The organism is Litoribaculum gwangyangense (assembly GCF_039543505.1).
In the GTDB taxonomy this organism is placed as follows: Bacteria; Bacteroidota; Bacteroidia; order Flavobacteriales; family Flavobacteriaceae; genus Litoribaculum; species Litoribaculum gwangyangense.
In genome coordinates, this window is sequence record NZ_BAABJW010000002.1 from 697,679 (window position 1) to 721,703 (window position 24,025).

At 36.0% G+C, this 24,025-nt stretch carries 17 protein-coding genes; 7 read left to right on the forward strand and 10 right to left on the reverse strand.

Annotation, left to right across the window (positions count from 1 at the left end):
• Positions 1 to 3: 3 nt before the first annotated feature.
• The 4 genes from ABD963_RS08690 to ABD963_RS08705 form a co-directional block, all read right to left on the reverse strand.
• Positions 4 to 2,907, reverse strand: coding sequence for a PEP/pyruvate-binding domain-containing protein (locus ABD963_RS08690; protein WP_345276560.1), 2,904 nt, complete (start codon positions 2,905 to 2,907; stop codon positions 4 to 6).
• Between the two features lie 128 nt (positions 2,908 to 3,035).
• The gene (locus tag ABD963_RS08695; protein WP_345276561.1) at positions 3,036 to 4,124 is read right to left on the reverse strand and encodes an amidohydrolase family protein; all 1,089 of its coding nucleotides are present in this window, start codon (positions 4,122 to 4,124) and stop codon (positions 3,036 to 3,038) included.
• A 170-nt stretch (positions 4,125 to 4,294) separates the two neighbouring features.
• Complete coding sequence (locus ABD963_RS08700) at positions 4,295 to 4,873, reverse strand: YceI family protein (protein ID WP_345276562.1); 579 nt, start codon at positions 4,871 to 4,873, stop codon at positions 4,295 to 4,297.
• A gap of 108 nt (positions 4,874 to 4,981) precedes the next feature.
• Positions 4,982 to 5,566: a Crp/Fnr family transcriptional regulator gene (locus ABD963_RS08705; protein ID WP_345276563.1), complete on the reverse strand. Its 585-nt coding sequence runs from the start codon at positions 5,564 to 5,566 to the stop codon at positions 4,982 to 4,984.
• A 98-nt stretch (positions 5,567 to 5,664) separates the two neighbouring features.
• Between ABD963_RS08705 and ABD963_RS08710 the strand changes: the two genes are divergently transcribed.
• A complete protein-coding gene (locus ABD963_RS08710) occupies positions 5,665 to 6,870 on the forward strand; it encodes a multidrug effflux MFS transporter (RefSeq protein ID WP_345276564.1) in 1,206 nt (401 codons plus the stop codon).
• A 136-nt stretch (positions 6,871 to 7,006) separates the two neighbouring features.
• Positions 7,007 to 7,516, forward strand: coding sequence for a hypothetical protein (locus ABD963_RS08715; RefSeq protein WP_345276565.1), 510 nt, complete (start codon positions 7,007 to 7,009; stop codon positions 7,514 to 7,516).
• Positions 7,517 to 7,665: 149 nt separating this feature from the next.
• Here ABD963_RS08715 and ABD963_RS08720 read toward each other — a convergent pair whose 3' ends face one another.
• Together ABD963_RS08720 and ahr are read right to left on the reverse strand one after the other, a co-directional pair.
• Positions 7,666 to 9,426 carry an ABC transporter ATP-binding protein gene (locus ABD963_RS08720; protein ID WP_345276566.1) on the reverse strand — a complete coding sequence of 587 codons (1,761 nt, stop codon included), beginning with the start codon at positions 9,424 to 9,426 and terminating at the stop codon, positions 7,666 to 7,668.
• A 257-nt stretch (positions 9,427 to 9,683) separates the two neighbouring features.
• Complete coding sequence (gene ahr, locus ABD963_RS08725) at positions 9,684 to 10,691, reverse strand: NADPH-dependent aldehyde reductase Ahr (protein ID WP_345276567.1); 1,008 nt, start codon at positions 10,689 to 10,691, stop codon at positions 9,684 to 9,686.
• Between the two features lie 134 nt (positions 10,692 to 10,825).
• Here ahr and ABD963_RS08730 point away from each other — a divergent pair, with 134 nt between their 5' ends.
• A complete protein-coding gene (locus ABD963_RS08730) occupies positions 10,826 to 11,440 on the forward strand; it encodes a fumarylacetoacetate hydrolase family protein (RefSeq protein WP_345276568.1) in 615 nt (204 codons plus the stop codon).
• Between the two features lie 3 nt (positions 11,441 to 11,443).
• Here ABD963_RS08730 and acs read toward each other — a convergent pair whose 3' ends face one another.
• The 4 genes from acs to ABD963_RS08750 form a co-directional block, all read right to left on the reverse strand.
• Complete coding sequence (gene acs / locus ABD963_RS08735; protein ID WP_345276569.1) at positions 11,444 to 13,351, reverse strand: acetate--CoA ligase; 1,908 nt, start codon at positions 13,349 to 13,351, stop codon at positions 11,444 to 11,446.
• Between the two features lie 42 nt (positions 13,352 to 13,393).
• On the reverse strand, positions 13,394 to 15,094 hold the full coding sequence (locus ABD963_RS08740; RefSeq protein ID WP_345276732.1) for a sodium:solute symporter family protein: 1,701 nt from the start codon (positions 15,092 to 15,094) through the stop codon (positions 13,394 to 13,396).
• A gap of 19 nt (positions 15,095 to 15,113) precedes the next feature.
• Positions 15,114 to 15,368, reverse strand: a complete 255-nt coding sequence (locus ABD963_RS08745) for a DUF4212 domain-containing protein (protein WP_345276570.1) — start codon at positions 15,366 to 15,368, stop codon at positions 15,114 to 15,116.
• A 116-nt stretch (positions 15,369 to 15,484) separates the two neighbouring features.
• Positions 15,485 to 16,843, reverse strand: coding sequence for an alanine/glycine:cation symporter family protein (locus ABD963_RS08750; RefSeq protein ID WP_345276571.1), 1,359 nt, complete (start codon positions 16,841 to 16,843; stop codon positions 15,485 to 15,487).
• An 84-nt stretch (positions 16,844 to 16,927) separates the two neighbouring features.
• On the opposite strand from ABD963_RS08750, the gene ABD963_RS08755 reads away from it, so the two are divergent.
• The 4 genes from ABD963_RS08755 to ABD963_RS08770 all read left to right on the forward strand — a co-directional run bounded on the left by ABD963_RS08755 (position 16,928) and on the right by ABD963_RS08770 (position 23,908).
• Positions 16,928 to 18,034: a heparan-alpha-glucosaminide N-acetyltransferase domain-containing protein gene (locus tag ABD963_RS08755; protein WP_345276572.1), complete on the forward strand. Its 1,107-nt coding sequence runs from the start codon at positions 16,928 to 16,930 to the stop codon at positions 18,032 to 18,034.
• 366 nt (positions 18,035 to 18,400) lie between these two features.
• Complete coding sequence (locus ABD963_RS08760; protein WP_345276573.1) at positions 18,401 to 19,807, forward strand: Gfo/Idh/MocA family protein; 1,407 nt, start codon at positions 18,401 to 18,403, stop codon at positions 19,805 to 19,807.
• A gap of 4 nt (positions 19,808 to 19,811) precedes the next feature.
• A complete protein-coding gene (locus ABD963_RS08765; protein ID WP_345276574.1) occupies positions 19,812 to 21,446 on the forward strand; it encodes a sulfatase family protein in 1,635 nt (544 codons plus the stop codon).
• Between the two features lie 26 nt (positions 21,447 to 21,472).
• The gene (locus ABD963_RS08770) at positions 21,473 to 23,908 is read left to right on the forward strand and encodes a family 78 glycoside hydrolase catalytic domain (protein ID WP_345276575.1); all 2,436 of its coding nucleotides are present in this window, start codon (positions 21,473 to 21,475) and stop codon (positions 23,906 to 23,908) included.
• Positions 23,909 to 24,025: the final 117 nt, after the last annotated feature.

The window sequence follows — 24,025 nt, forward strand, 5'->3', positions numbered from 1 at the left end:
TTTTTATATTTTTTTTGAAAGTGGAATGCTTTTGTTTTTATCAATAACTGGTGTTATAGACTCCAAGTACCCCGAACTCAATGCTTTTTTATTTTCAACAAACGGACGTATTTGGAATAGCCAAAGTTTATCGTCTTTAAACCCAAGTTCCACATCGAAAGCCCCTTTATAATCAGAGTTGGTTTCTTTTGGAAGCGTTTTACGAATGGTATTGGCTAAATTCCTTATTTGGTTAATATTCAGTTGATTTAAAATAGGCTTTTCAAACGTTGCTAATTTTTTAAGCGTACCACCTGTTACAGGTAAACTATTATAGTAAGGCTCTCTTGCGGGCGCTAAAAAACGGGTCCCTCCTTCGATGTAAATTAAATAAGTTTCGGCAGATTGTCCGTCAACTGCACCTCCAGCGCCTCTACTAAACGCCACTGTTAAATCGTTTTCATCACCGTTACTAATTCCTTTCGTGATTAAAACACCCGAGTAATCAACATCCACACTAGGAATTACCAAAATAGAAGGAAATACATTTTCAGGATTTAATAAATATTTTTGGCGCCATTTAAAACTGCGTTCTGTGTATGGAGATGCCCAAACATCTTTAATACCTTGTAGTATTTTTTCTTTATTAATAACATTAAATAAGGTTAAATTTAAACCTGCCCCAGTAAAATCTTTAAGATCTTCCATATTGGTGTCACTCCTTAAAAACACAGGAATTTCACCTAAATCTTTACCTAAAATCGTTTTAAATTGATTTTCCAACTGAGAGACAAATTCAGGACTTAGGGTCATACTCTTTATGGCATCTCGCAGTATTGCCAATTGCTCTAATTGGTAATTTTCAATATCTGATTCAGCAACACCTTCGTTTTGTAGTCTTTCAGCTTTAGCGAACATCAGGTTTAAAAATGTCCAATAAGAGATCCCTAAATTTGGCATTTCTTGATTCATATGTTCTCTAAAAATTCCAAACGGAATGACCAAACCTTCTACTACTTGTTCAGGAAACATCTTTTTAAGCTGCCCTAAATTAGCAGCTTTGGGCCCACAGAGTTTTCCAGAATCACTGGCATCTACGTTTCGTAAGTTCAAAATATTGGTTTCATTCAAAAGGATATTCTCAACAGGCACTTCAATTCTTTCTTCGTTGCGTTCTTTTTTTACAAAAAGCAACTGCTCGGTCTCGGTCATTTCATTTTCAGGTTTTAAAATGATATTTCCTTTATTTGAAACCGCATAAAATACTTTTGTACCATCGTACTTTTTGAGACTTTTTAAATTCTCATCGGATAATGCCGCATTTGGAATGCCTAAATTTCTTGCCAATAATTGTACATGCGATACCATATTGCCTTCAGATACGGTGGCTATACCTGCAACAGGTTTCAAATCGGATGGAGGTCGTTGGAAAATATAAATATGATTTGAATTAACTTCTATATTATCAGGGTTTCCATCCACTACAACCAACTCACCAAACGCATATCCAGGATTCAAACCTCTAAATGAACTTTGGTTGGGAATATCCATGACCTTATTGGTTAACGCCGATTCTTTAGCGATAAAATCACCCAATCTACCCACGCTCTCTCCCAATTGCAAGGCAATAGATCCTCTTATTTTATCGTCTATAAATCCATAGGTTTTTGGTTCGAAACCCGAATAAACATCCACGATGTGTTGAAAATTGGCTTTCACCATAGACGCACTCCATTCCACCAAACTTCTGGCATTTTCAAGGGTATTGGTTAGTTCATTTAGAGTCAGGTCACCGCTATTTTCAATAGGCGCTTTCAGGTTTATTTTATCCCATTCTGACAATTCTATATAACCAGAACCAGTGGTTGCCATTCCTAAATAGCATATTTTTTCTAACGTTTGTTGCAGATTTTCAGGTTCCCATTGTGGTGCCGTTTTAAAAATTAGGTCTTCCAACTTTAAGGACAAATCTAAAAGCTGCAATCGTGCCATTGGATTTTTAACATCGGGAAGAGATTCTCTAATATCCACCAATAACTCCGAGGTATCAGGAATTAAATAAGAGGCTGCTGTTTCAGAATTATGGCTAGAAATATAACTTAATATTTTTTCACCAATGGGTGTGTTTTTAAATAATGCATTTTTGGCAACCAAAGACTTAATATCAATAGGTTTATAAAACTTTTGCATATTACTTACCAGCACATCTATTTGGTCCTTTTGCGAAGTTGAAAGCTTAGAATTATACTTTTCCTTGAACGCTTTAACTTTATCAATATCACTAATTTCGGGTAAGCTATGAATTTTTACCCTCAAATCCATAAAAGGCAAAAATTCATCTGAAATAACTTTGGATTGACTTCGGATAGTTTGAGATAAGTTATCATCGCCACTGTGAGGAATATCCTTTAAAGATTGACGAATTAAAAAAAAGTTTTTTTCAATATTGGCATCATCTGCCAATAACCATTTATAAAAATCAATACCCCAAGCTTGCTCATCTTCTGCCTGAATAGAGCCTCTGTAAAATTGCCCTTTTTGATTAATCCATCCGTTATCAATACTTCGCAAATATTTATCTAATTGGTATTGCTTTAATCGAGAATGATTGTTTTCAGCATCCCAAAAATCTTTCTTATCAGTGTAGGCCAAGATTTGACCTAAATAAATTTGATTGGTTTCAGCTAATTTTACAACTTCATCTTTATAACGCGCATGTTGAACACCTGGACCAATATCTTCAGGACATGGATCTTTAGGCTGCCTAATACTACCATCCGTACAAAACCAACGGATATCCTTGTAAGGGCCTCGAACATCCTTTTTGTATTTTGAAATTAATTCTGATATGGTTTCGTCACTAACTTTTTGAGAAAAGCCATAGGCAGTGGTTAGGAATAATATACAGTATAAGGCAAACTTTTTCATATAACTATTAATATACTAATTTAAATCAAATGTAAAACCAATTTTGTTTAAAAAACGGCTGATTTTAAATTATTTATGAAGAAACTATAAGACTAGATATCGATGATAATTACTTGATTTTAAAAAGTTTAATTGGGAAACAAACTTTTATCCAAACCGGGTACAATACGTAGTGCATTTTTGTAATACACCTTTTTTAAAACCTCATCTGGTAAATCCATTCCGTACATCGGCCAAAAGGCATGGTATTTTTTGTGGTACGGGAAATATTCATCCGCACTTTCTAATACTCTAAAGTAGGTTGGGAATTCTTCCGGCACCCAACTATCTTTACCGAATAAAATACGGTCTTGATATTTAATAAAAAAGGCTTTAGCGAAGCGAGGTTGTCTTCCCAATTCAGCAATTATGGCTGCTATACCAACATTCATATTGGGTATCTCGTCCAGAAGCTCACCTAACTTTCCCAAATTATTAGCATACCAACCCATGTGCGCATTGATAAACGTTGTATTTGGATGCTTTTTAAACATATTATGTTGTTCTGCTATAATTTGTTCCCATGGTGCTGGATTATCTGCGCCTCGTTTTCGTCTTGGGTGCGTTTTCAATTCCAACCAACGTTCGTTATCACTATCAAATGCATCCCAAAACGATTTGGGGTCAGCGGCATGAATCAAAACAGGAATCCTCAACTCACCGCATGTTTCCCAAATAGGGCCTAAACGGTCATCATCAATGGCTAATCTATCGCCATTAACATCCTTATTATACATACCCAAACTTTTATAAACTTTTAAACCCCTAGCACCATTTTTAACGTCTTCTCTTAATTGATTGACGGTCTTTTCAATCCAACCCTCCGCTCCTGCTCCATCAAAATTCACATTCGCAAATACCACAAACCGATTGGGATAATGATCTGCTATATTTTTTACCGATTGCTTCAAATCTTCTCCTGAACGGCCACTTAAATTAACCATAATGGCCTCGTTTAAGGTATCCATAGCCGTAATTAGAGGCGTTAAATCTTGTTTGGGCATTCTATATTGATGACCATGGACATCTATAAAAGGAAATTTAGCACGATTGATTACTTTTCCGGGTACTACCAAAGTGGACTTAGGGTTATAGTCTTCAAAAGACATCTCTTGGGCAGAAGCGCCCATTGTAAAAATAGCAAGAACTGAAATGAAAAGGATTTTTTTGAAAAGCATAGCTTGGCGTTTATTTATTTCGATCCTAAAAATAAACATCTAAATGAATACCTAACAAACTTTATGATGCGTTTAACAAGATTAATTAAAAAAGGCACCCGTTTAGAGTGCCTTCATAGCTATTAATTATTTTTCCTTTTTCAAAAAGGCCATTTAACGGTGCAATTTTTTTAGAATTCTAAATCAGCAACCAAATCAAACTCATCGTAGATGGCTTTGTCTTTTAAGTTGTCAAAAAAGCTCGTAGAGCCGTAACGAACATCGTACTTGGTTCTATCAACTTTCATTGTGGCAGTTGCTTTATTTCCGTAGATTGAAACCGCAAAACTTACTGGGTTGGTTTTTCCTTTTATAGTTAAATCTCCAGTAACATTATATGAATTTTTCCCGGAAGCTGTAACTTCTGTAAAAACTAAGGATGCCGTTGGGTGGTTTTCAACACCGAAAAAATCATCTGATTTTAAGTGACCATCTAATTTTCCTTTATACTCACCTTGTAAATCGGTTGAATTGATTGTTGTCATATCTATAACAAACTCTCCACCAGTAAGTTTACCATCTTCAAATATGAAAGCACCCGATTTGATAGCTATGGTTCCTTCATGTGAACCTGTTACTTTATAGCCTTTCCAAACTACTTGACTTTCAGCCGTTTTCACTTCCTTTTTTTCTTTATCAATCGTTGTAAAAGAAGCAGTAAATACGGATACCACCGCTATAATTATTAAATTTTTGATTGTGTTTTTCATTGTAAATATTGTTTATGTTTGTTTTCCTTATTGTTCTACAAAATTCATAAACTTTAACAACAAAAAAAATGAAGTGGTTTATTAAATGATATTAATCTAGATTAACATTTACTCCTCCTCGAGAAGTTGAGCCTTTATTTTACTTAAAAATTCTTTAGTTATTCCTAAATAGGATGCCACCATATATTGAGGAATAAGTTTTTCTATTTTTGGGTATTGATTTCTAAAATATAAATACCGGTCTTTTGCTGAAAGACTAAATCTTCTAACTACGCGCTTTTGAGAAGCCACCAAACCACGCTCAATAATTTTCCTGAAAAAACGTTCTAATTTGGGGATTTCAGAAAATAATTCTTCCATGACATCATATGGGAACATAATTAATTCTGTTTTATCGATACATTGAATATTATAGTCTGCTGGAGTTTGGGTTATATAACTCCCCATATCTGAAGCCCACCAATCTGCAATAGAAAACATCACTATATGCTCCTGCCCGCTGTCATCCACATAAAAGGTTTTGGTACAACCAGAAATAACAAAACATTGAAATTTACAAATATCGCCCTGTTGTAGTATGTACTGACCCTTTAAATACTTTCTGTAAATGACTTTAGAAGTTAAAAAGGCTTCTTCTGCTTCCGTTAAAACAACAAAATTGGTAATGTAATTTAGAAGAGGTTTTATATTCATATGAAACTATTCGGTCTCATCAAATTTAACAATAATAAGATTAGGTTAATAGATGGCTTATAGATTTTTCATCATAAAAATTAGCCTACTTTTGAAACATGCAAAAACCTCAACACTTTAAATTTGAATTTGTGGCTTTAATGGCCTCTTTAATGTCTTTGGTAGCCCTCTCTATTGATGCTTTATTACCCGCTTTACCAAACATTGGGAAATCCTTACAAATAAACAATCCAAACGACAACCAATTGTTGATTACCATGATTTTTCTGGGCATTGGTTGCGGACAATTGGTGTTGGGACCATTATCCGATAGTTTTGGAAGAAAACCAATGGTATATGTGGGTTTCATCATATTTATTTTGGCAAGTATGATTTGTGTAACCACCAGAAATTTTGAAATGATGATAATTGGCAGAACCCTTCAAGGATTTGGGTTGTCATCGGCAAGAACCATAAGCATTTCCATGGTAAGGGATCAATTTAGTGGCGATTATATGGCTAAAATCATATCCATTATCGTGATGTTTTTTTTGTTAATACCCGTTATAGCGCCAACCTTGGGACAGTTTTTATTACATAGCTTTAATTGGGAAGCCATTTTCTATTTCAATTTAATTTTTGGTGTTTTTATCATGCTGTGGTTTTGGATACGACAACCTGAAACCCTACCAAAAGAAAAACGTATTAAATTTTCGTCGCATTTGTTTATTGATGGCGTTAAAGAATTCTTCAAATATAAGGAAGCGGTGGCCTTTACTATGGTTTCTGGTTTTATTACAGGCTCATTTATGGTGTATTTAAGTACCTCACAACAAATATTCCAGAAACAATATAATTTAGCCGATATGTTTCCATACATTTTTGCAAGTTTAGCCATTTCGGTGGGGTTAGCCACATTTTTAAACAGCCGATTGGTAGTGCGGTTTGGCATGTTTAAAATAGCCTATGTGTCCTGTATTGCTTATGCGGTTATTTCCATTTTGTATGTTATGTTGTTTTTCTCTGGCCACAACCCAAGTATTTATGTATTGTTAGGCTTTTTTGCCTTACAATTTTTTGCGGTTGGCTTTTTATTTGGAAATTTAAGAGCGTTAGCAATGGAACCTTTAGGACATATAGCTGGTATTGGTGCAGCCATTAATGGGTTTCTTTCCACGGTATTGGCAGTTCCTATTGCAAACTACATTGGTAGCTTTGTAGAAACTTCCGTTTTACCTCTTTTTATTGGGTTTTCCTTTTTCGGGATATGTTCGTTGTTGGTTTTTGTTGTTTTAAGGACGAAAATGAAATTGGCAAGTATTTAAATAAAGTTAGTTAAAATAATTGACCAGCATTTGACTTTGTAAAAGTTTTCAGCTAACTTCGTTTAACTATCGATATAATCAATTAAAACTGACCATATCTTAAGAGTTACCTGCAAGCTGAAAACCAACATTGAGAATGCCGAAAATCCTATTCATTTTATTAACTCTGTTTCTTTTTTCGTGTGATTCGAAACCTGACATAAATAATCCAAAGAATTGGACTTATGAATTTGATTATAAAATTGAAAGCAAAGACTCTATAAAACCAATTGGACGAATTGAATTTCGCAGAACAAAATCTATAAAAGATAAATTAAGAGAAGAAACCTATAATGAAAAATGGTATCCTTCAATGGCATTTGACATTTATAATATTTCGGACTTAAAATATTGCGAAGAAATCTCAAGAAAACTAAAAATGTTTTCAAGTTGTCTTGACTCGCATCTTGGTGGAGATTTAATAATAAATTATAGTTATATCTTTTATAATAATTCTGGTTGTTTGAATTGCGCAGGAAGTGAAAACGACATTGATTATTGTAGACCAGTTACGAAAAAAATATTATCGGAATTGAATTTAACTAAAAAAAGCACATTAAAAGACCTTGAAAAAGAAATTGGAAAAAAATTAAAACGAGCGAAATAAAGCCAGCAGGTAACAACGTGTATAATTAATTGCTTTGGTCGTTGCTTATTTGGAAAATTCCTTCGGAATTTTCTCGCGTTCGTTTTTGTTTACTAAATTAGTTGCTTAAACACGCAACTAACCATACACAAAACCGTTAAACGAATCTCCTAAATCTTAGCCTGATAGGTATATAAATCAAAGTACCTACCTCCTTTAGCAATGAGTTCATCGTGGGTGCCCCGCTCTACAATATGGCCAGCTTCAATCACTAAAATTTGGTCTGCTTTTCTAATGGTGCTTAAACGATGGGCGATAACAATGGTGGTTCTATCTTTCACCAATTCATTTAAACTTTTTTGAATAAGCGCTTCGCTTTCAGTATCCAAATTAGAGGTGGCTTCATCCAAAATAATAATTTTTGGATTTGCCAAAATAGCCCTGGCAATGGCTAATCGTTGCCGTTGCCCACCAGAAAGCTTCACGCCTCGTTCCCCTATTAAAGTCTCCAAGCCATCCTCAAACCTATCAGTAAACTCATTAACATACGCGGCTTTTACGGCGTTTTGTAATTCTGTTTCAGTGGCATTGGGTCTGGGAAACAGGATGTTTTCCTTAATGGTGCCTTCAAATAAAAATTCATCTTGTAATACCACACCTAAATATTTACGGTAACTATTTAATTTTACTTTTGATAAATCTTGGTTATCAATGGTCACCTTACCCGATTTCGGTGTTAAAAACGTCGCCGATAACCCGGCAATGGTAGATTTTCCAGATCCAGAACTTCCTACTAATGCTGTCACAGAACCTGCCGGTGCTTTAAAATTAATGTTGTGTAGTACATCTTTCCCTTCCTCATAAGCAAACGATACATCGTGAAATTGAATATCACCATTTAAGCTTTTCAACTCTATTTCGCGCTCCAAATTATCCTCCTCGGCGGTCATATTCATGAGTTCTTCGGTTCTATCCAATCCTGCCAAAGCTTCGGTTAGCTGACTACCAATGTTGCTCATTTGTACGATGGGCGCTATCATAAAACCAAGAATTAAGGTAAAAAATAGAAAATCTCCGGTAGTCATATCACCTATAATCATATAGTAGCCTCCTATACCCATGATGCCTGTTGTGGCGACACCAATTAAGAAGGTGGACGAACTCGTCATAAATGCGGTGGCTGTTAAACTCTTCTTTACATTTTGGTATAGCCTTTCAACCCCCCTTTCAAAAACCTGCTGTTCTTGCTCTTCTGCATTAAATGCCTTGATTACCCGAACACCAGCCAAGGTTTCGGTAAGTCTTCCTGTGACTTCCGCATTTATTTTCCCACGGGTCCTAAAAATTGGGCGAATGTATTTAAAAGCGCGAAGTGCTATATAACCAAATATAGAGAGTGGAATGAACACAAAAAGGGTCATCCATGGGTTTAGTTTTATCAAAATAATTAACGAGATAATGGCCGTAAAAGAACCACCAACCAATTGCACCAAACCTGTACCAATTAAGTTTCGAACGCCTTCAACATCGGTCATAATCCGCGATACCAACGCACCCGACTTGGTATTATCAAAAAAACTAATAGGCAATGACAATACTTTCTTTTGAACTTTTGCTCGTAACTCACTAATCAAATATTGTGCCTGTACACTTAAAATTCGAGTCAGTAAAAACGAGGTTACCGATTGTATTAAAAGGGCTGATAATACTAAAACTATTAAAGTATAAAGCTGGTCGTAATCTTTATTGGGCACGACTTCATCCAATAAAACCTTGCTTTGCCATGGCAAAACCAAACCCGATAAGCTTTTAATAACAATCAAAACTAAACCAATAAAAACCAAATTTCGCCGTGGCCAAATGATAGTTTTAAAGGCTTGTAGCATAGTGACCTTTGGTTTTTCTTTGGTTTTATCTTTTAGGTGTTGCATTTGAGTTTCATTTAAATAGCGAGTAAAAATACGTATTCTCTAGAACGCACTCTAAAAAATACTTTAAAATAAAAAACCACTTTTAAAAAGTGGTTTTATTTAAAAATTCTGTAATACTGTAAACTAAGTGCGTTTAGCTTTTTTAGCTAATTTTGCTGCCTTCTTTTCCTTAGGCGTTAAAACAGCCTCTTTTTTTACATTCTTTTTTGCATCATGCGATTTTGCCATGATTATTATTTTTAATGATTAAACTAAAATTAAGCTTTTAATACAATTCTAAAACGGGCCTTTCCATCTTCTAGGTGTTTCATAGCTTTGTTAACGTCGTCCATTTTAAATTCTTCTACTGTTGGATAGATATTATGTCTTACACAAAATTCTAACATTTTTCTAGTAAGTGCTATACTTCCCAAAGGACTTCCTCCAACCGATTTTTCTCCCATAATCATGCTAAAAGCAGGAATGGCCATAGGCTCTAAAACGGCTCCAACGGTATGTAATTTACCCTGTGGAGCTAAAGTTGTTAAAAATGAATTCCAATCTAGCGTGACATTAGTTGTATTTAAAATAAAATCTAAAGTGCCTGCGATACTATCTAAATCCTCAGGATTCGTAGAATCTACTACATGATGCGCTCCCATTTTTAAAATACTATCCTTTTTATTTGGATTAGAGCTAAAAGCAGTAACCTCGCAACCCCAAGCTTTTAAAAATTTTATAGCCATATGCCCTAGCCCTCCAATTCCAATAACACCGACTTTATCAGTAGGTTGTACACCCGATAAAACGATTGGGTTAAAAACGGTAATACCACCACAAAATAAAGGGCCGGCTTTTGCGATATCCAATCCTTTTGGTAACGGAGTTACCCATGACCAATGTCCGCGAACCCTATCTGCAAATCCGCCATGGCGACCTACTATTGTGCTTTCTGCGGTACCACACAAATGTTGTTTCCCATCCAAGCATTGATTGCACTGCATACAGGAGGCCGAATACCAACCCATACCAACTTTATCTCCTATTTTTAAGTTTTTAACTTCGCTTCCCATAGCTACAACTTCACCAACTATTTCATGCCCTGGCACTAAGGGAAATTGGGACATTCCCCATTCATTATTTATCATACTCAAATCTGAATGACAAATACCACAATACAAAACTTTAATGTCTACATGTTCACTATCAATTTTAGGTAATTCGTATTGAAACTTTTCTAATGTACCACCTGCCTCATTTGCAGCATATGCATTCACTTTAATCATATCTAAATTGTTTAAAAATTACATGTATCAAGGTACTAATAATAAATTATTTACATAAAAATAATTAGTTAAATTTCTTTATCATTATTACTCATTAATTATTAATTTTAAACCCAAGTTTTAATTTTTTACAAGTGAAAATAATAGGTATTGGGAAAAACTACGTTAACGACATCAGCGAGGTAAGTTCTTTAAAAAAAGGGGAGCAATTAATTTTTATAAAAGCTGAAAGCACCCTAGTTACGAACAATAAAAACATTGAATTTCCAAAGATTACCAGTGAGCTTCTTTATGAAGTTGAATTGGTTATCAAAATTGCAAAAAAAGGAAAGGAAATATCTGAGGAAATAGCCAATTCATATATTTCTGAAATGGCTGTTGGTATAGACTATACAGCAAAAGATGTTTTAAATGCTAGTAGGGAAAACAAGGGGCCATGGGCCTTGGCAAAGGGCTTTGATGGTGCATCACCTATTTCTTCGTTTAAGCCTATTTCTAGTTTCAAAAATTTGAATGACATTAATTTTGATTTAAAAATCAACGGTCAACCAAAACAAAAAGGAAATACTGGACATATGATTTATAATTTTGCAGAAATCATTGCCTATGTATCGAAATATATGACCCTTGAGGCTGGCGACCTCATTTTTACAGGAACGCCGGCAAGTGGTGCTGGCCAAAATTTTAAAGGTGATCATTTACAAGCTTCTATCGAAGGAGAATTGCTATTGGATTTTAAATTAGTATAATTCTTATAAAGCATTATCCATTATCTCCTGCACGACTTCAGGGTTTAAAAGCGTACTGGTATCTCCTAAATTACTGGTATCCTTGCAGGCTATTTTTCTTAAAATACGTCGCATGATTTTTCCGCTTCTTGTTTTAGGTAAACCACTTGTAAACTGAATTTTATCCAGTTTTGCAATGGGGCCAATATGCTCGGTGATAATTTGATTGATTTCCTTTCGAAGATTATTGTGATCTCGAGTTTCACCTACATCCTTTAAAATGACGTAGCCATAAAGCGCATTTCCTTTAATATCATGTGGAAATCCAACAATCGCACTTTCAGCAACTGCGGGGTGTTCATTAATGGCATCTTCAATGGGTGCAGTTCCTAAGTTATGACCCGAGACTATAATGACGTCATCTACCCTACCAGTAATTCGATAATACCCAACCTCATCACGCAAAGCGCCATCACCAGTAAAATATTTGTTTTCAAACGCCGAGAAATAAGTATCTCTGTAACGCTCATGGTTGCCCCAGATGGTTCTTGCCATACTAGGCCATGGAAATTTAATACACAAACGACCGTCTACTTGGTTCCCTTTTATTTCTTTACCATTTTCGTCCATTAGAGCAGGCTGAATACCAATAAATGGTAAGGTAGCATACGTTGGTTTGGTTGGCGTTACAAAAGGTATGGGAGTTATCATGATTCCTCCGGTTTCAGTTTGCCACCAAGTGTCTACAATCGGGCTTTTTTTCTTTCCTATATTATCGTTGTACCAATGCCATGCTTCTTCATTAATAGGTTCTCCTACAGAACCTAAGACCTTTAATGAAGATAAATCATGTTTCTCAATAAATTCCATGCCCTCTTTTGCTAACGCTCGAATGGCCGTTGGTGCGGTATAAAATTGGTTGACTTTGTGCTTTTCTATAATTTGCCAAAAACGTCCGAAATTCGGGTAACTTGGCACGCCTTCAAACATTACCGTGGTGGCACCATTCACCAAAGGGCCATAAACAATATAACTATGTCCCGTAATCCATCCTATATCGGCTGTACACCAATAGACATCCGTTTCTCTGTATTGAAATACGTTTTTAAAGGTGTAAGCCGTATAAACCATGTATCCTGCCGTGCTGTGCACCATACCCTTGGGTTTTCCTGTAGACCCCGATGTATATAAAATAAATAATGGGTCTTCGGCATCCATAATTTCAGCTTTGCAATCATCGGAAGCCTCATCCAAAAGCGGTTGTAACCAATGGTCGCGACCTAATGTCATGTTTATTTCTGAACAAATACGTTTGGCTACTAAAACTGATTTTACACCTTTACAATTTTCAAGTGCATCATCCACTATACCTTTTAAATCGATGGTTTTCGCACCACGATATGAACCATCACTGGTAATCACCATTTTACAGTCACTATCGTTTATTCTGGTAGATAATGCTGTAGAAGAAAATCCCGCAAACACCACAGAATGGATGGCTCCTATTCTTGCACAAGCCAAGACGGAAATAGCCAATTCAGGTATCATAGGTAGATAAATACAAATTCTATCGCCTTTTGAAATACCAAACGATTTTAAAACATTAGCAAACTTATTAACCCGTTTGTGTAATTCTTTGTAAGTAATATGCTCTGGAAGTTCACTTGGATTGTTTGGTTCGAAAAGAATAGCCGTTTTATCACCTCTGGTTGCTAAATGTCTATCAATACAGTTTTCGGTGATATTAAGTTTAGCCCCTTCAAACCATTTGACTTCAGGTTTAGTAAAATCCCAACTCAATACATTATCCCACTTTTTTCGCCATATAAAATGCTCTTCTGCTACTTCTTCCCAAAAATTTTCTGGTTCCCTGATTGATTTTCTATAAACTTGATAATATTCCTCTAAGTGTTTTATGTGGTAATTACTCATTTTTTAGTTACTCTTTTATGGTTTAGTTGTTAACGGTTTAGCTTAATGACCAGTTGCCTCCGCGGCACCGCTGGGTATTCTAATTAACTCAACAATGTCTTGTACCTCTTCTGGTGGATCTGGAGTAAATTTCATTATAATTATTGAAACAATAAAATTTAAAATCATCGCCACAGTTCCAAAGCCCTCAGGCGAAATGCCAAACCACCATTCACTTTTATCTGGAACTACTTCGTCAAACCAGCCTAATTTATATTTAATCATGTAAAGAAGCATGGCAGTAATGCCTACTACCATACCAGCAATAGCGCCTTCCTTATTCATTTTTTTATAGAAAATACCTAAAATAATGGCAGGGAAAAAGGAAGCTGCAGCCAATCCAAAGGCTAAAGCAACAACGGCAGCAACAAAACCAGGTGGATTAATACCAAAGTAACCAGCAACACACACCGCTCCAACAGCCGACAAACGCGCCGTCACTAATTCGCCCTTTTCTGAAATTTTTGGATTGATAATTTTTTTAATTAAATCGTGTGAAACAGATGAAGAAATTACCAAAAGTAAACCTGCAGCCGTTGATAAGGCCGCTGCTAGACCACCAGCTGCTACTAGGGCTATAACCCAATCCGGTAATTTAGCAATTTCTGGGTTGGCTAAAACCATGATATCTCTATCTACTACTAATTCATTTTCTTGCTCATTAGCCACATATTGGATTAATCCATCATTATTTTTATCATTAAACATTATTAACCCAGTGGTTTCCCATTTCTTAAACCATTCAGGTACATCAACATAAGGTTGATTAGATACGGTTTCTATCATGTTTGTTCTGGCAAAAACAGCTACCGCAGGCGCTGTACTGTATAAAATAACAATCAATAGTAAAGCAATTCCTGCAGATTTCCGAGCATCTTTAACACGCTTAACGGTAAAAAAACGAACAATAACATGGGGCAATCCTGCCGTTCCAACCATTAAAGCTAAAGTAATAGCAAAAACATCCACTAGAGATTTTGATCCTTCGGTGTATTCATTAAATCCTAATTCTGTACTCAAACCATCTAACTTATCTAATAAATAAGTTCCAGAGCCATCTGATAGCGTACTTCCAAATCCAAGCTGTGGTATGGGATTTCCTGTCATTTGGATAGAAATAAATATGGCGGGTACCATAAAGGCAAAAATAAGGACACAGTATTGAGCAACCTGAGTATAGGTAATTCCCTTCATACCACCTAAAACAGCATAAAACAATACGATAATCATACCTATAATAACGCCAGCATTGATATCAACTTCCAAAAAACGGGAAAACACAATACCTACTCCCCGCATTTGACCTGCTACATAGGTAAATGACACCAATAATGCGCAAAATACAGCTACTAATCTTGCAGTTTTAGAATAATATCTATCGCCTATAAAATCTGGAACTGTAAACTTTCCAAACTTTCGTAAATAAGGTGCTAACAATAATGCAAGAAGTACATAACCTCCTGTCCATCCCATCAAATACACAGCCCCATCATAGCCAGCAAAAGAAATAATTCCTGCCATAGAAATAAAAGATGCGGCACTCATCCAATCGGCTGCTGTGGCCATGCCGTTCGCTAACGGGGATACACCACCGCCTGCGACATAAAATTCTTTGGTGGATCCTGCCCTTGACCAAATGGCTATTCCAATATACAAAGCAAATGTTAGCCCAACTAATATGTATGTCCAGTTTTGGACACCAATAGACTCCAATAAAAATATACTATTTGTCATACCCATATTTTTTGTCGAGTTTATTCATTAATCGAACATACACAAAAATTATAACCACAAAAACATACATCGCTCCTTGTTGGGCAAACCAAAATCCAAGTTTAAAGCCACCCCATTTTATCTCGTTTAGAGCTTCTTTGAATAAAATACCGGCTCCGTAGGATACCATAAACCATATGGCCAACAATATAAGTACATACCGTATATTTTCTTTCCAATAGGCTTTAGCGTTATTTTTTTTCATATTTATTTAGTTATTTGAAGTTTTATATACACTATTCTAGAAACAAACTTAATAGTAATAGTATTTAATGTAGGAGACATATCATTCATAAATAGGGGTAATTTCTTAAAATTCATTTACTTCATTCTATGTATATAATCTTTAAATTCTTTTATCACTTTGGGGGCCAACATAAGGGTTGCTATCATAGTTGGAATCGCCATTAGGGCAAAAACGCCATCAATTAAATTTAACATCATAGAAAATGGTGTGGTAGCAGCCAAAATAATACTAAGGATATAAATATAATTATAATAATGTTTTTTATCAGCTCCTATTAAAAATGATAGGCATTTTGTACCATAATAAGAATAGGAAAACAATGAAGAAATGCTAAAAGTTGCCACACAAATCATTAATAAATACTTACCATAAACAGGCATGGTATGACTGAATGCTGATGCTGTTAAACTCACGCCGTTATCTGTTGTGGTATGCCAAACTCCAGTAACTAAAATAGCCAAGGCCGTAAGAGTACAAATTACTAAGGTATCAATAGCCGGACCTAACATAGCTACTAATCCTTCTCTTATAGGCTCATTTGTTTTAGCCGCACCATGGGCCATAGGTGCTGTACCTATACCAGCTTCATTAGAAAAAGCACCCCGACGAATTCCTAATAATATTAGAGCCCCCAGAACGCCTCCATAAAACGGTTCACCTTTATAATTTTCAGCTGAAAAAGCATCCGTGAGAATCATCATAAAATATTTAGGTACCACCTCATAATTAGAAATCAAAATAAACAACACCAAAATAAAATAAAGAAATACCATACTCGGTACCATTTTAGAAGCCGTATCGCTAATGCGCTTTAAACCTCCTAAAATTATCAAAGCAGTAATGGAAACCAATATTATTGCTAAAATTAAGTTAGACTGCAAGCCCACCTCAAAACCATATGGAATTAAAACAATATCATTAATTGCCTGCGTTAATTGATTAACATTAACCACCGGTAATGCACCAATCATTCCGAAAATACAAAATAATATTGCCAGTGGTTTCCATTGTTTACCAAGTCCCTCGGTGATAAAATACATAGGCCCCCCTTGTATATTACCAGCTGAGTCTTTTCCGCGATACAACACCGCTAAACTACAAGTAAAAAATTTTGTAGACATCCCAATAATGGCGCTAACCCACATCCAAAACATGGCCCCTGGACCACCAACCGAAATAGCTACTGCAACACCCGCTATATTTCCCATACCTATAGTAGATGACAACGCCGTGGTTAAAGCTTTAAAATGACTTATTTCTCCTGAATCTTCGGGATTATCGTATTTCCCACGAAGTACTTGAATGGCATGACCTAAAAAGCGAAATGGCAAAAACCTTGAATAAATCAATAAATACAAACCTCCACCAATTAACAAAATTACCAATGGCAATCCCCATGCGTAATCAGAAAAGGTTTTAATAAGCTCATTCATAATTTATAGGCCTTTTAATAAATAATTTATAAATATATCACTTTACAAACATTCACATTTAATTATTTAAAAGTATATTTATCATTGCTAAACCAACTTGTATTGCAACCTAATCGCTTATATTTCATAGATGCCGTTAGAGCATTTGCTATTTTGATGATGCTACAGGGGCATTTTATTGATACCCTGTTAAATCCTATTTACAGAGATAACACCAATGTCGTGTATAATATTTGGACCTATTTTAGAGGTATAACTGCCCCTGTATTTTTTACCATTTCGGGCCTTGTTTTTGCTTACTTGTTATTAAAAGCCTATGCTAAGGGAGATGATAAATCCAGAATTAAAAAAGGCCTTTTTAGGGGTGTTCTTTTATTGGTAATAGGGTATAGCTTGCGTATCAACTTAAAAAGTTGGTTTGAAGGTTATTTTAGCCCTTATATTTTGGTAATTGATGTACTCCAATGTATCGGTTTGGCTCTTATTCTATTGATTTTATTACATATGCTATTAAAAAAGCATAGTTATATTTTTTCTATTGTTTTGTTTAGTATTGGTTGTATTTGCTTTGTTACAGAACCTCTTTACCGAACCATAACCCTCGAACATGTTCCACAATTTTTTGCTAACTATATGACTAAAGCCAATGGTTCGGTGTTCACTATTTTACCATGGTTTGGATATACGGCTTTTGGGGCTTTTATATCTACTGTATTTTTTAGGCATGCGCATAGAAACAGCTTTAAAACATTTACCATCATAACCTTTTTTATTGTTGGGTGTTTATTAATTTACCAATCGTCCTGGGTTTTAAAAAAATTAAGTTTTTTAACAAATATTGAATTATTTTATTTGAGTGCCGATTATAATTACCTGTTCACCAGATTAGGTAACGTTCTTATTTTGTTTGGGGTGTTTTATACTTTAGAACGCTTTTTAAAGCAATCATTAATCGTGAAAATTGGCGAAAAAACCTTATCCATTTATGTGATTCATTTTGTGATACTCTATGGAAGTTATACAGGATATAGTTTGAAACGTTATTTTAATCAATCATTAGAACCCAGCGAAGCCATTTTAGGAGCCCTTATATTTATGACAGTGGTTTGTTTTATATCGTTTCACTATGCAAAAACCAATCATTTTGTTTATAACCTTATTCGAAAAATGGTTGATAAAGTTAAAAAGTAATGAAGTCTTAGTATAAATTTAATAAAATAGGAATCACTCAATTTTACAAGAAAAACAATCTAATTTTAATCAATAACTGGTAGTCATTTATCAGGCATGATAACCTAAAAAATCATTCGAATTTGTTTTAATATCTTTCCCATATGGATATTAAAGCAAGTATTTTATTTGAAAACATTGTACTTATATTTTTTGATATTTAGGCATGATAGAACAGGACAGGTTAATCAATTGAAACGTATACTTTGGTAACAGTCGTTAGAAACCATTTATTTATGAAATGACCATAGGGAATATGGTAAACACACCCAAACAATAATCAGGGCAAGGCATCTGCCCTATCAAAAACAAATAAAAAATTAATAGATGAAAAAAATAGATCGCAGAAAAGCACTCAAAAACTTAGGTCTTGGCATTGGAATTATCCCCTTTATATCAAACGCTTTAACCGATGCAGATGATGTTAACAAACAGTCTAAAACTATTTCGGCAGCGGAGTTTGATAATCCAAATATGGATAAACCTATTACCGTAATTACCCTTGGTGCTGGATCTAGAGGAAACACATACGGGAATTATGGCGTTAAATTTCCAAATCAATTGGATATAGTTGGGGTTGCAGAACCCATTGCAATCAGAAATGAACGGTATGCTCAAAAACATGACATTCCAGATGAAAATAGATTTACCACTTGGGAACATGTTTTTGAGCGTCCCAAATTTGCCGATGCCATTATTATCAGCACACCGGATAACCTTCATTATGCGCCATGTATGAAGGCCCTAGAAATGGGCTACGATATTTTGTTAGAAAAACCTATTGCCCCTACCGAAAAAGAATGTAGAGACATTCTTAATCTAGCTAAAAAAACGGGGCGTATCGTTGCGGTTTGTCATGTATTACGCTATGCACCTTATTTTAAAAAGCTCAAAGACATGATAGACTCCGGTGCCGTTGGAGAGCTTATAAGCATTCAACATTTTGAGCCTATAGAGCATATTCACATGTCTCATTCCTATGTTCGAGGAAACTGGCATAATTCTAAAGAAACAACACCTATCATACTCGCCAAATCGTGCCATGACTTAGACATTCTTAGATGGTTAGTAGGTAAACCTTGTAAAAGCATTTCTGCTTTTGGTAGCCTGAAATGGTTTAAGGCATCCAATGCACCAGCTGGGAGTACACAGCGTTGCACCGATGGGTGTGCGGTTGAAGCATCATGTCCGTATTCAGCTTTAAAAATTTACCATAGAGATCGCCAGCGCACCTATGTGTTTGATTTTCCTGAGGACAAATCTACTCATGGCGATTTTATATTAGAGCAATTAAAAACAACCAATTACGGGCGTTGTGTTTATAAAATGGAAAACGACCAACCAGATCACTACATAACCTCTATGGAGTTTGAAGATGATATTACCGTTAATTTTTCTATGGAAGCCTTTACTTCTTACCACGGGCGCAGAACCCGAATCATGGGTGCCATGGGAGATATTGTTGGGGATATGGACCAATTTGTTCATACCGATTTCTTAACTAAAAAAGTAACCAAATGGGATATGAATGTAGAAGATGTGGGCGATTATAAAAACAGTGGCCATGGTGGTGGTGATTGGGCCTTGGTTTCAGATTGGATTCAGGCTGTTAGAAAACAAGATCCTAATCTGCTTACTTCCACTATTGACGCTTCGGTTGAAAGCCATATAATGGGCTTTATGGCAGAAAAAAGTAGGGAATCTAAACAAATTGTTGCCATCGATTTGAAATAAAATTATGTTAAGAAAAATCATTTTAAGAAGCTTTATTGTCCTATCAATATTGATTTTAACACTTTTATCTTGTAAAAATGGTAAGGTAGACACGCCTCAAAAAAAGTTATCAGCAAAGCCTAATATTCTTTTTATCATGTCTGATGACCACGCTTATCAGGCCATTAGTGCTTATTCTGATAAGCTTATAAAAACGCCTAACATTGACCGTATTGCCAAAGAAGGCATCTTGTTTACCAATGCTAGTGTAACCAATTCCATTTGTGCGCCATCCAGAGCGACCATATTAACAGGTAAACATACCCACATTAATGGTAAGATAGATAATATTATGCCCTTTGACACCACACAGGTTACCCTTCCGCAGCTATTTCAAAAGGCTGGTTATGCAACCGCTATGTTTGGGAAGCTACATTTTGGCAACAATCCCAAAGGGGTTGATGATTTTATGATTTTACCTGGTCAAGGTAGTTATATAAATCCCAAATTCATTACACAAAAAGGCGATACCACCATTACAGGCTACGTTACGGACATCATTACCGACCTAACTTTAGATTGGCTTGATAAAAAAAGGGACAAAGAAAAGCCGTTCATGATGATGTATTTGCACAAAGCACCGCACAGAGCTTGGTGGCCAAGTCCTGAGAAATTTAAAGAATACAGCCAAAAAAACATCCCTGAGCCAGCAACCTTGTTTGATGATTATTCTAATCGTGGTCAAGCTGCTAAAAGTGCTGAGATGAATATCAGAGATCAATTGCTGAGTTATGACAATAAAGTGCTTCCTCAAGCTATTGAAGAAATTGGTTTACCGATTGCTGATTCCAGAAATAAATTATATTTTGAAAAAGCAGATTTTGCGCGATTAAACCCAAAGCAAAAATCCCTGTATCAACCCACCTTAGATGCTATTGCTGAAGATTTCAAAACACATTGGCCCACTATGAGTGAAGAAGAAAAAATGCGTTGGCAATACCAACGTTACATGCAGGATTATTTGGCGTGTATTGCTTCGGTGGATGAAAATGTGGGCAGAGTTTTGAATTACTTAGATGACAGCGGATTAGCTGAAAACACCATGGTAATATATACCTCGGACCAAGGTTTTTACCTTGGAGAACATGGTTGGTTTGATAAACGATTTATATACAATGAATCGTTTAAAACGCCCTTGTTAATTCGATGGCCAAACCAAATAAAAGCAGGTATAACAAACGACGAAATGGTTCAGAATTTGGATTTTGCACAAACCTTTCTGGAAGCCGCCCAAATTGAAATTCCAAGTGATATGCAAGGCGAAAGTTTAATGCCCCTTTTAAAAGGGAATACCGCAGCATGGCATCGAGAAGCGGTTTACTACCATTATTACGAATACCCTGCTGTACACATGGTAAAACGCCACTATGGCATTGTGACCAAGGCATATAAGTTGGTTCATTTTTATTACGATGTCGATGAATGGGAGTTGTACGATCGAAAGAAGGACCCACAAGAGATGAAAAATGTATATGAGGATCCTGCCTATGCGTCTGTAGTTGCCAACTTACACAAGAAATTGAATGAATTAAGACTAAAATACAAAGATTCGCCAGAATTAGACAAAAAGTTTATAGATTTAAGCAAACCTGTAAACTAGCCAAATTGCAATCCGATAGAACAACCATGAAACTTGTAAAACTCGGCTTTGGTATCTATTTTTTGCTTTTATTTTCATGCAAAAATACTCCTAAACCCATAGAGCCAACCTTAGGGGAACATGATGGTGCTTTTTGGATAGAAGATGGCATTCCACTCCCAAAAAGCGACTCCTTGTTTTATTTAGAGCGTCCTTCACCTTTATTTCGAAAAGCATTCAAAACCGATAGAGCTGTTGAATCCGCTTACTTAAACATCACCGCTGCAGGGTATTACAAAGTTTCTATCAACGGTCAAGGTATCAAAGAAAATATACTGGACCCCGCTTGGACAGACTTTAGTAAGCGTATTTATTATTCCGAATATGATGTGACATCACTTCTTCAGGAAGGTACTAATTGTTTAGGGGTTGTCTTGGGTAACGGCTTTTACAACCCGTTGCCATTAAGGAAATGGGGAAGACGAAATTTAAGGGAAGACCTAACCGTGGGGAAACCCGTTTTTATTGCTAAACTCCATATAAATTATAACAATGGAGAATCTGAGGACATAGTCACGGATGACTCTTGGAAGTACACATTGGGACCCATTCGAAAAAATAGTGTTTATTTGGGCACCGTGTATAATGCCAATTTCGAATTAAATGGCTGGGACCAACCAAGTTTTGACGATACCCAATGGCAACCCGTTACAATTGGAAAGGCACCCGGTGGAAAACTCCAAAAAGCATTTTTCCCACCAGTTGAAATAACCCAAGAAATAACACCCATAGCTATTAATTCGCCTGGTGATGGTACTTGGATAGTGGATATGGGCATAAATTTTACGGGCACTTATAAAATTAAACTATATGGTGACTTAAATGATACCATTGTTTTTAGGTTTGGGGAACGCATTTACGACGATGGAACTTTAAATCCCATGACCACCGTAACTGGTCAAATTAAGAAAAAAGGCATAGGTGGTCCCGGGGCACCAGACATTGCTTGGCAAACCGATAGCTATATTATGGGTCATAACAAAGAAGACTGGTTTAGCCCTGATTTTACTTATCATACCTATCGGTACATGGAAATTAAAGGCTTAAAGGAACTGCCAAAAGTTGAGGATGTCCGTGGGCTTTTTATGCATTCCAATGTGGCTAATGAACATAGTTTTTCCAGTTCATCTGAATTGCTTAATTCGATTCAGGAGGCTACCAAACGAACCTTTTTATCCAATTTAGTTAGCGTTCAGTCCGATTGTCCTGCTCGGGAACGATTCGGATATGGTGGTGATTTGAATGCCACCAGTGAAGCCTTCATTTATAATTTTGATATGCAATCGTTCTATCGGAAAACCATCTATGATTGGATAGACGCTATGAACGATTCCACGTTTGTGGACACCGCACCTTTTACAGGCGTGGCCTATTGTGGCATTAGTTGGGAATCTGCTTACTTAACCACGCAATATTACCTCTATTTGTATTATAATAACACCGATATCATAAAAGAACTATACACTTTTAATAACCAATGGATGGATAAAGTGGCACGTGTTCATCCAAACGGTTTGGTGGGAAAAGGCCTAAGCGATCATGAATCTTTAGAGCCTGTGCCCGTGCAGCTCACCGGGACCTCTCATTATCTGCAATGCGCGCGTATTATGGCAACCTTTGCCGAATTTATGGGCCATGTGGCTGATAAGCAAAAGTATGAAGCGTTAGCCGAAACCTTAAAAAACCAAATTAAAACGGCATTTTGGGACCAAACATACCCTGGAAAAATTAACAGACAAACCCTTTTCGCAACTTTGCTGTATCATGACATAATACCAAAAGAGGATATTCCAGAGGCTAAGGATTCCTTGCTAAGAGCCATTAAAAAAGGACCATCGGGTCATTTTAATACAGGAATTTTTGGAACGAAGTATGCGCTGGAAACCTTATCGAAATACGTTTCACCACAAATTGTTTTTGATATTGTAAATAGCCGTGAATATCCGGGTTGGGGTTTTATGATAGATCGTGGAGCCACCACTATTTGGGAAACATGGAAAGAGAGTGATGATACCTATTCGAATGACCACCCCATGTTTGGAACTGTTTCCGAATGGTATTATCGTTGGTTGGCAGGTATTCGCCCAGATCCAGAACATCCCGGATTTAAAGAATTTTTCTTAACCCCAGCAACACCCATAGGGCTTAACTCTGTAACTGGTACCTACCACTCGCCTTTTGGCAACATCGTATCCCGTTGGGAAAAAACAACTGATGGTTATAGCTACGAACTAACCATTCCTAAAGGTACCAAGGCGCATGTAACCTTGCCATTACTAGAAACCCAAACCGTATTGGTTGTAAAGAACCAAGGAATGGATAATACTGATGGTATGAAGGGCCTAGAAACGGGAAAATTCACGTTGCCAGAGGGTTACTATGAGTTTAAAGTTAGTTCTCAAACAAACAAAGCCACATTCTAAATGTATATGGTAAGGCTGATTTTAATGTTTATTGCATAGCCATTGTTTAGAAACTGATGAAAATACGTAGAAGTACGTATTGAATTTTTAGTAAGAAAATTCTAACTTCGTTTATTG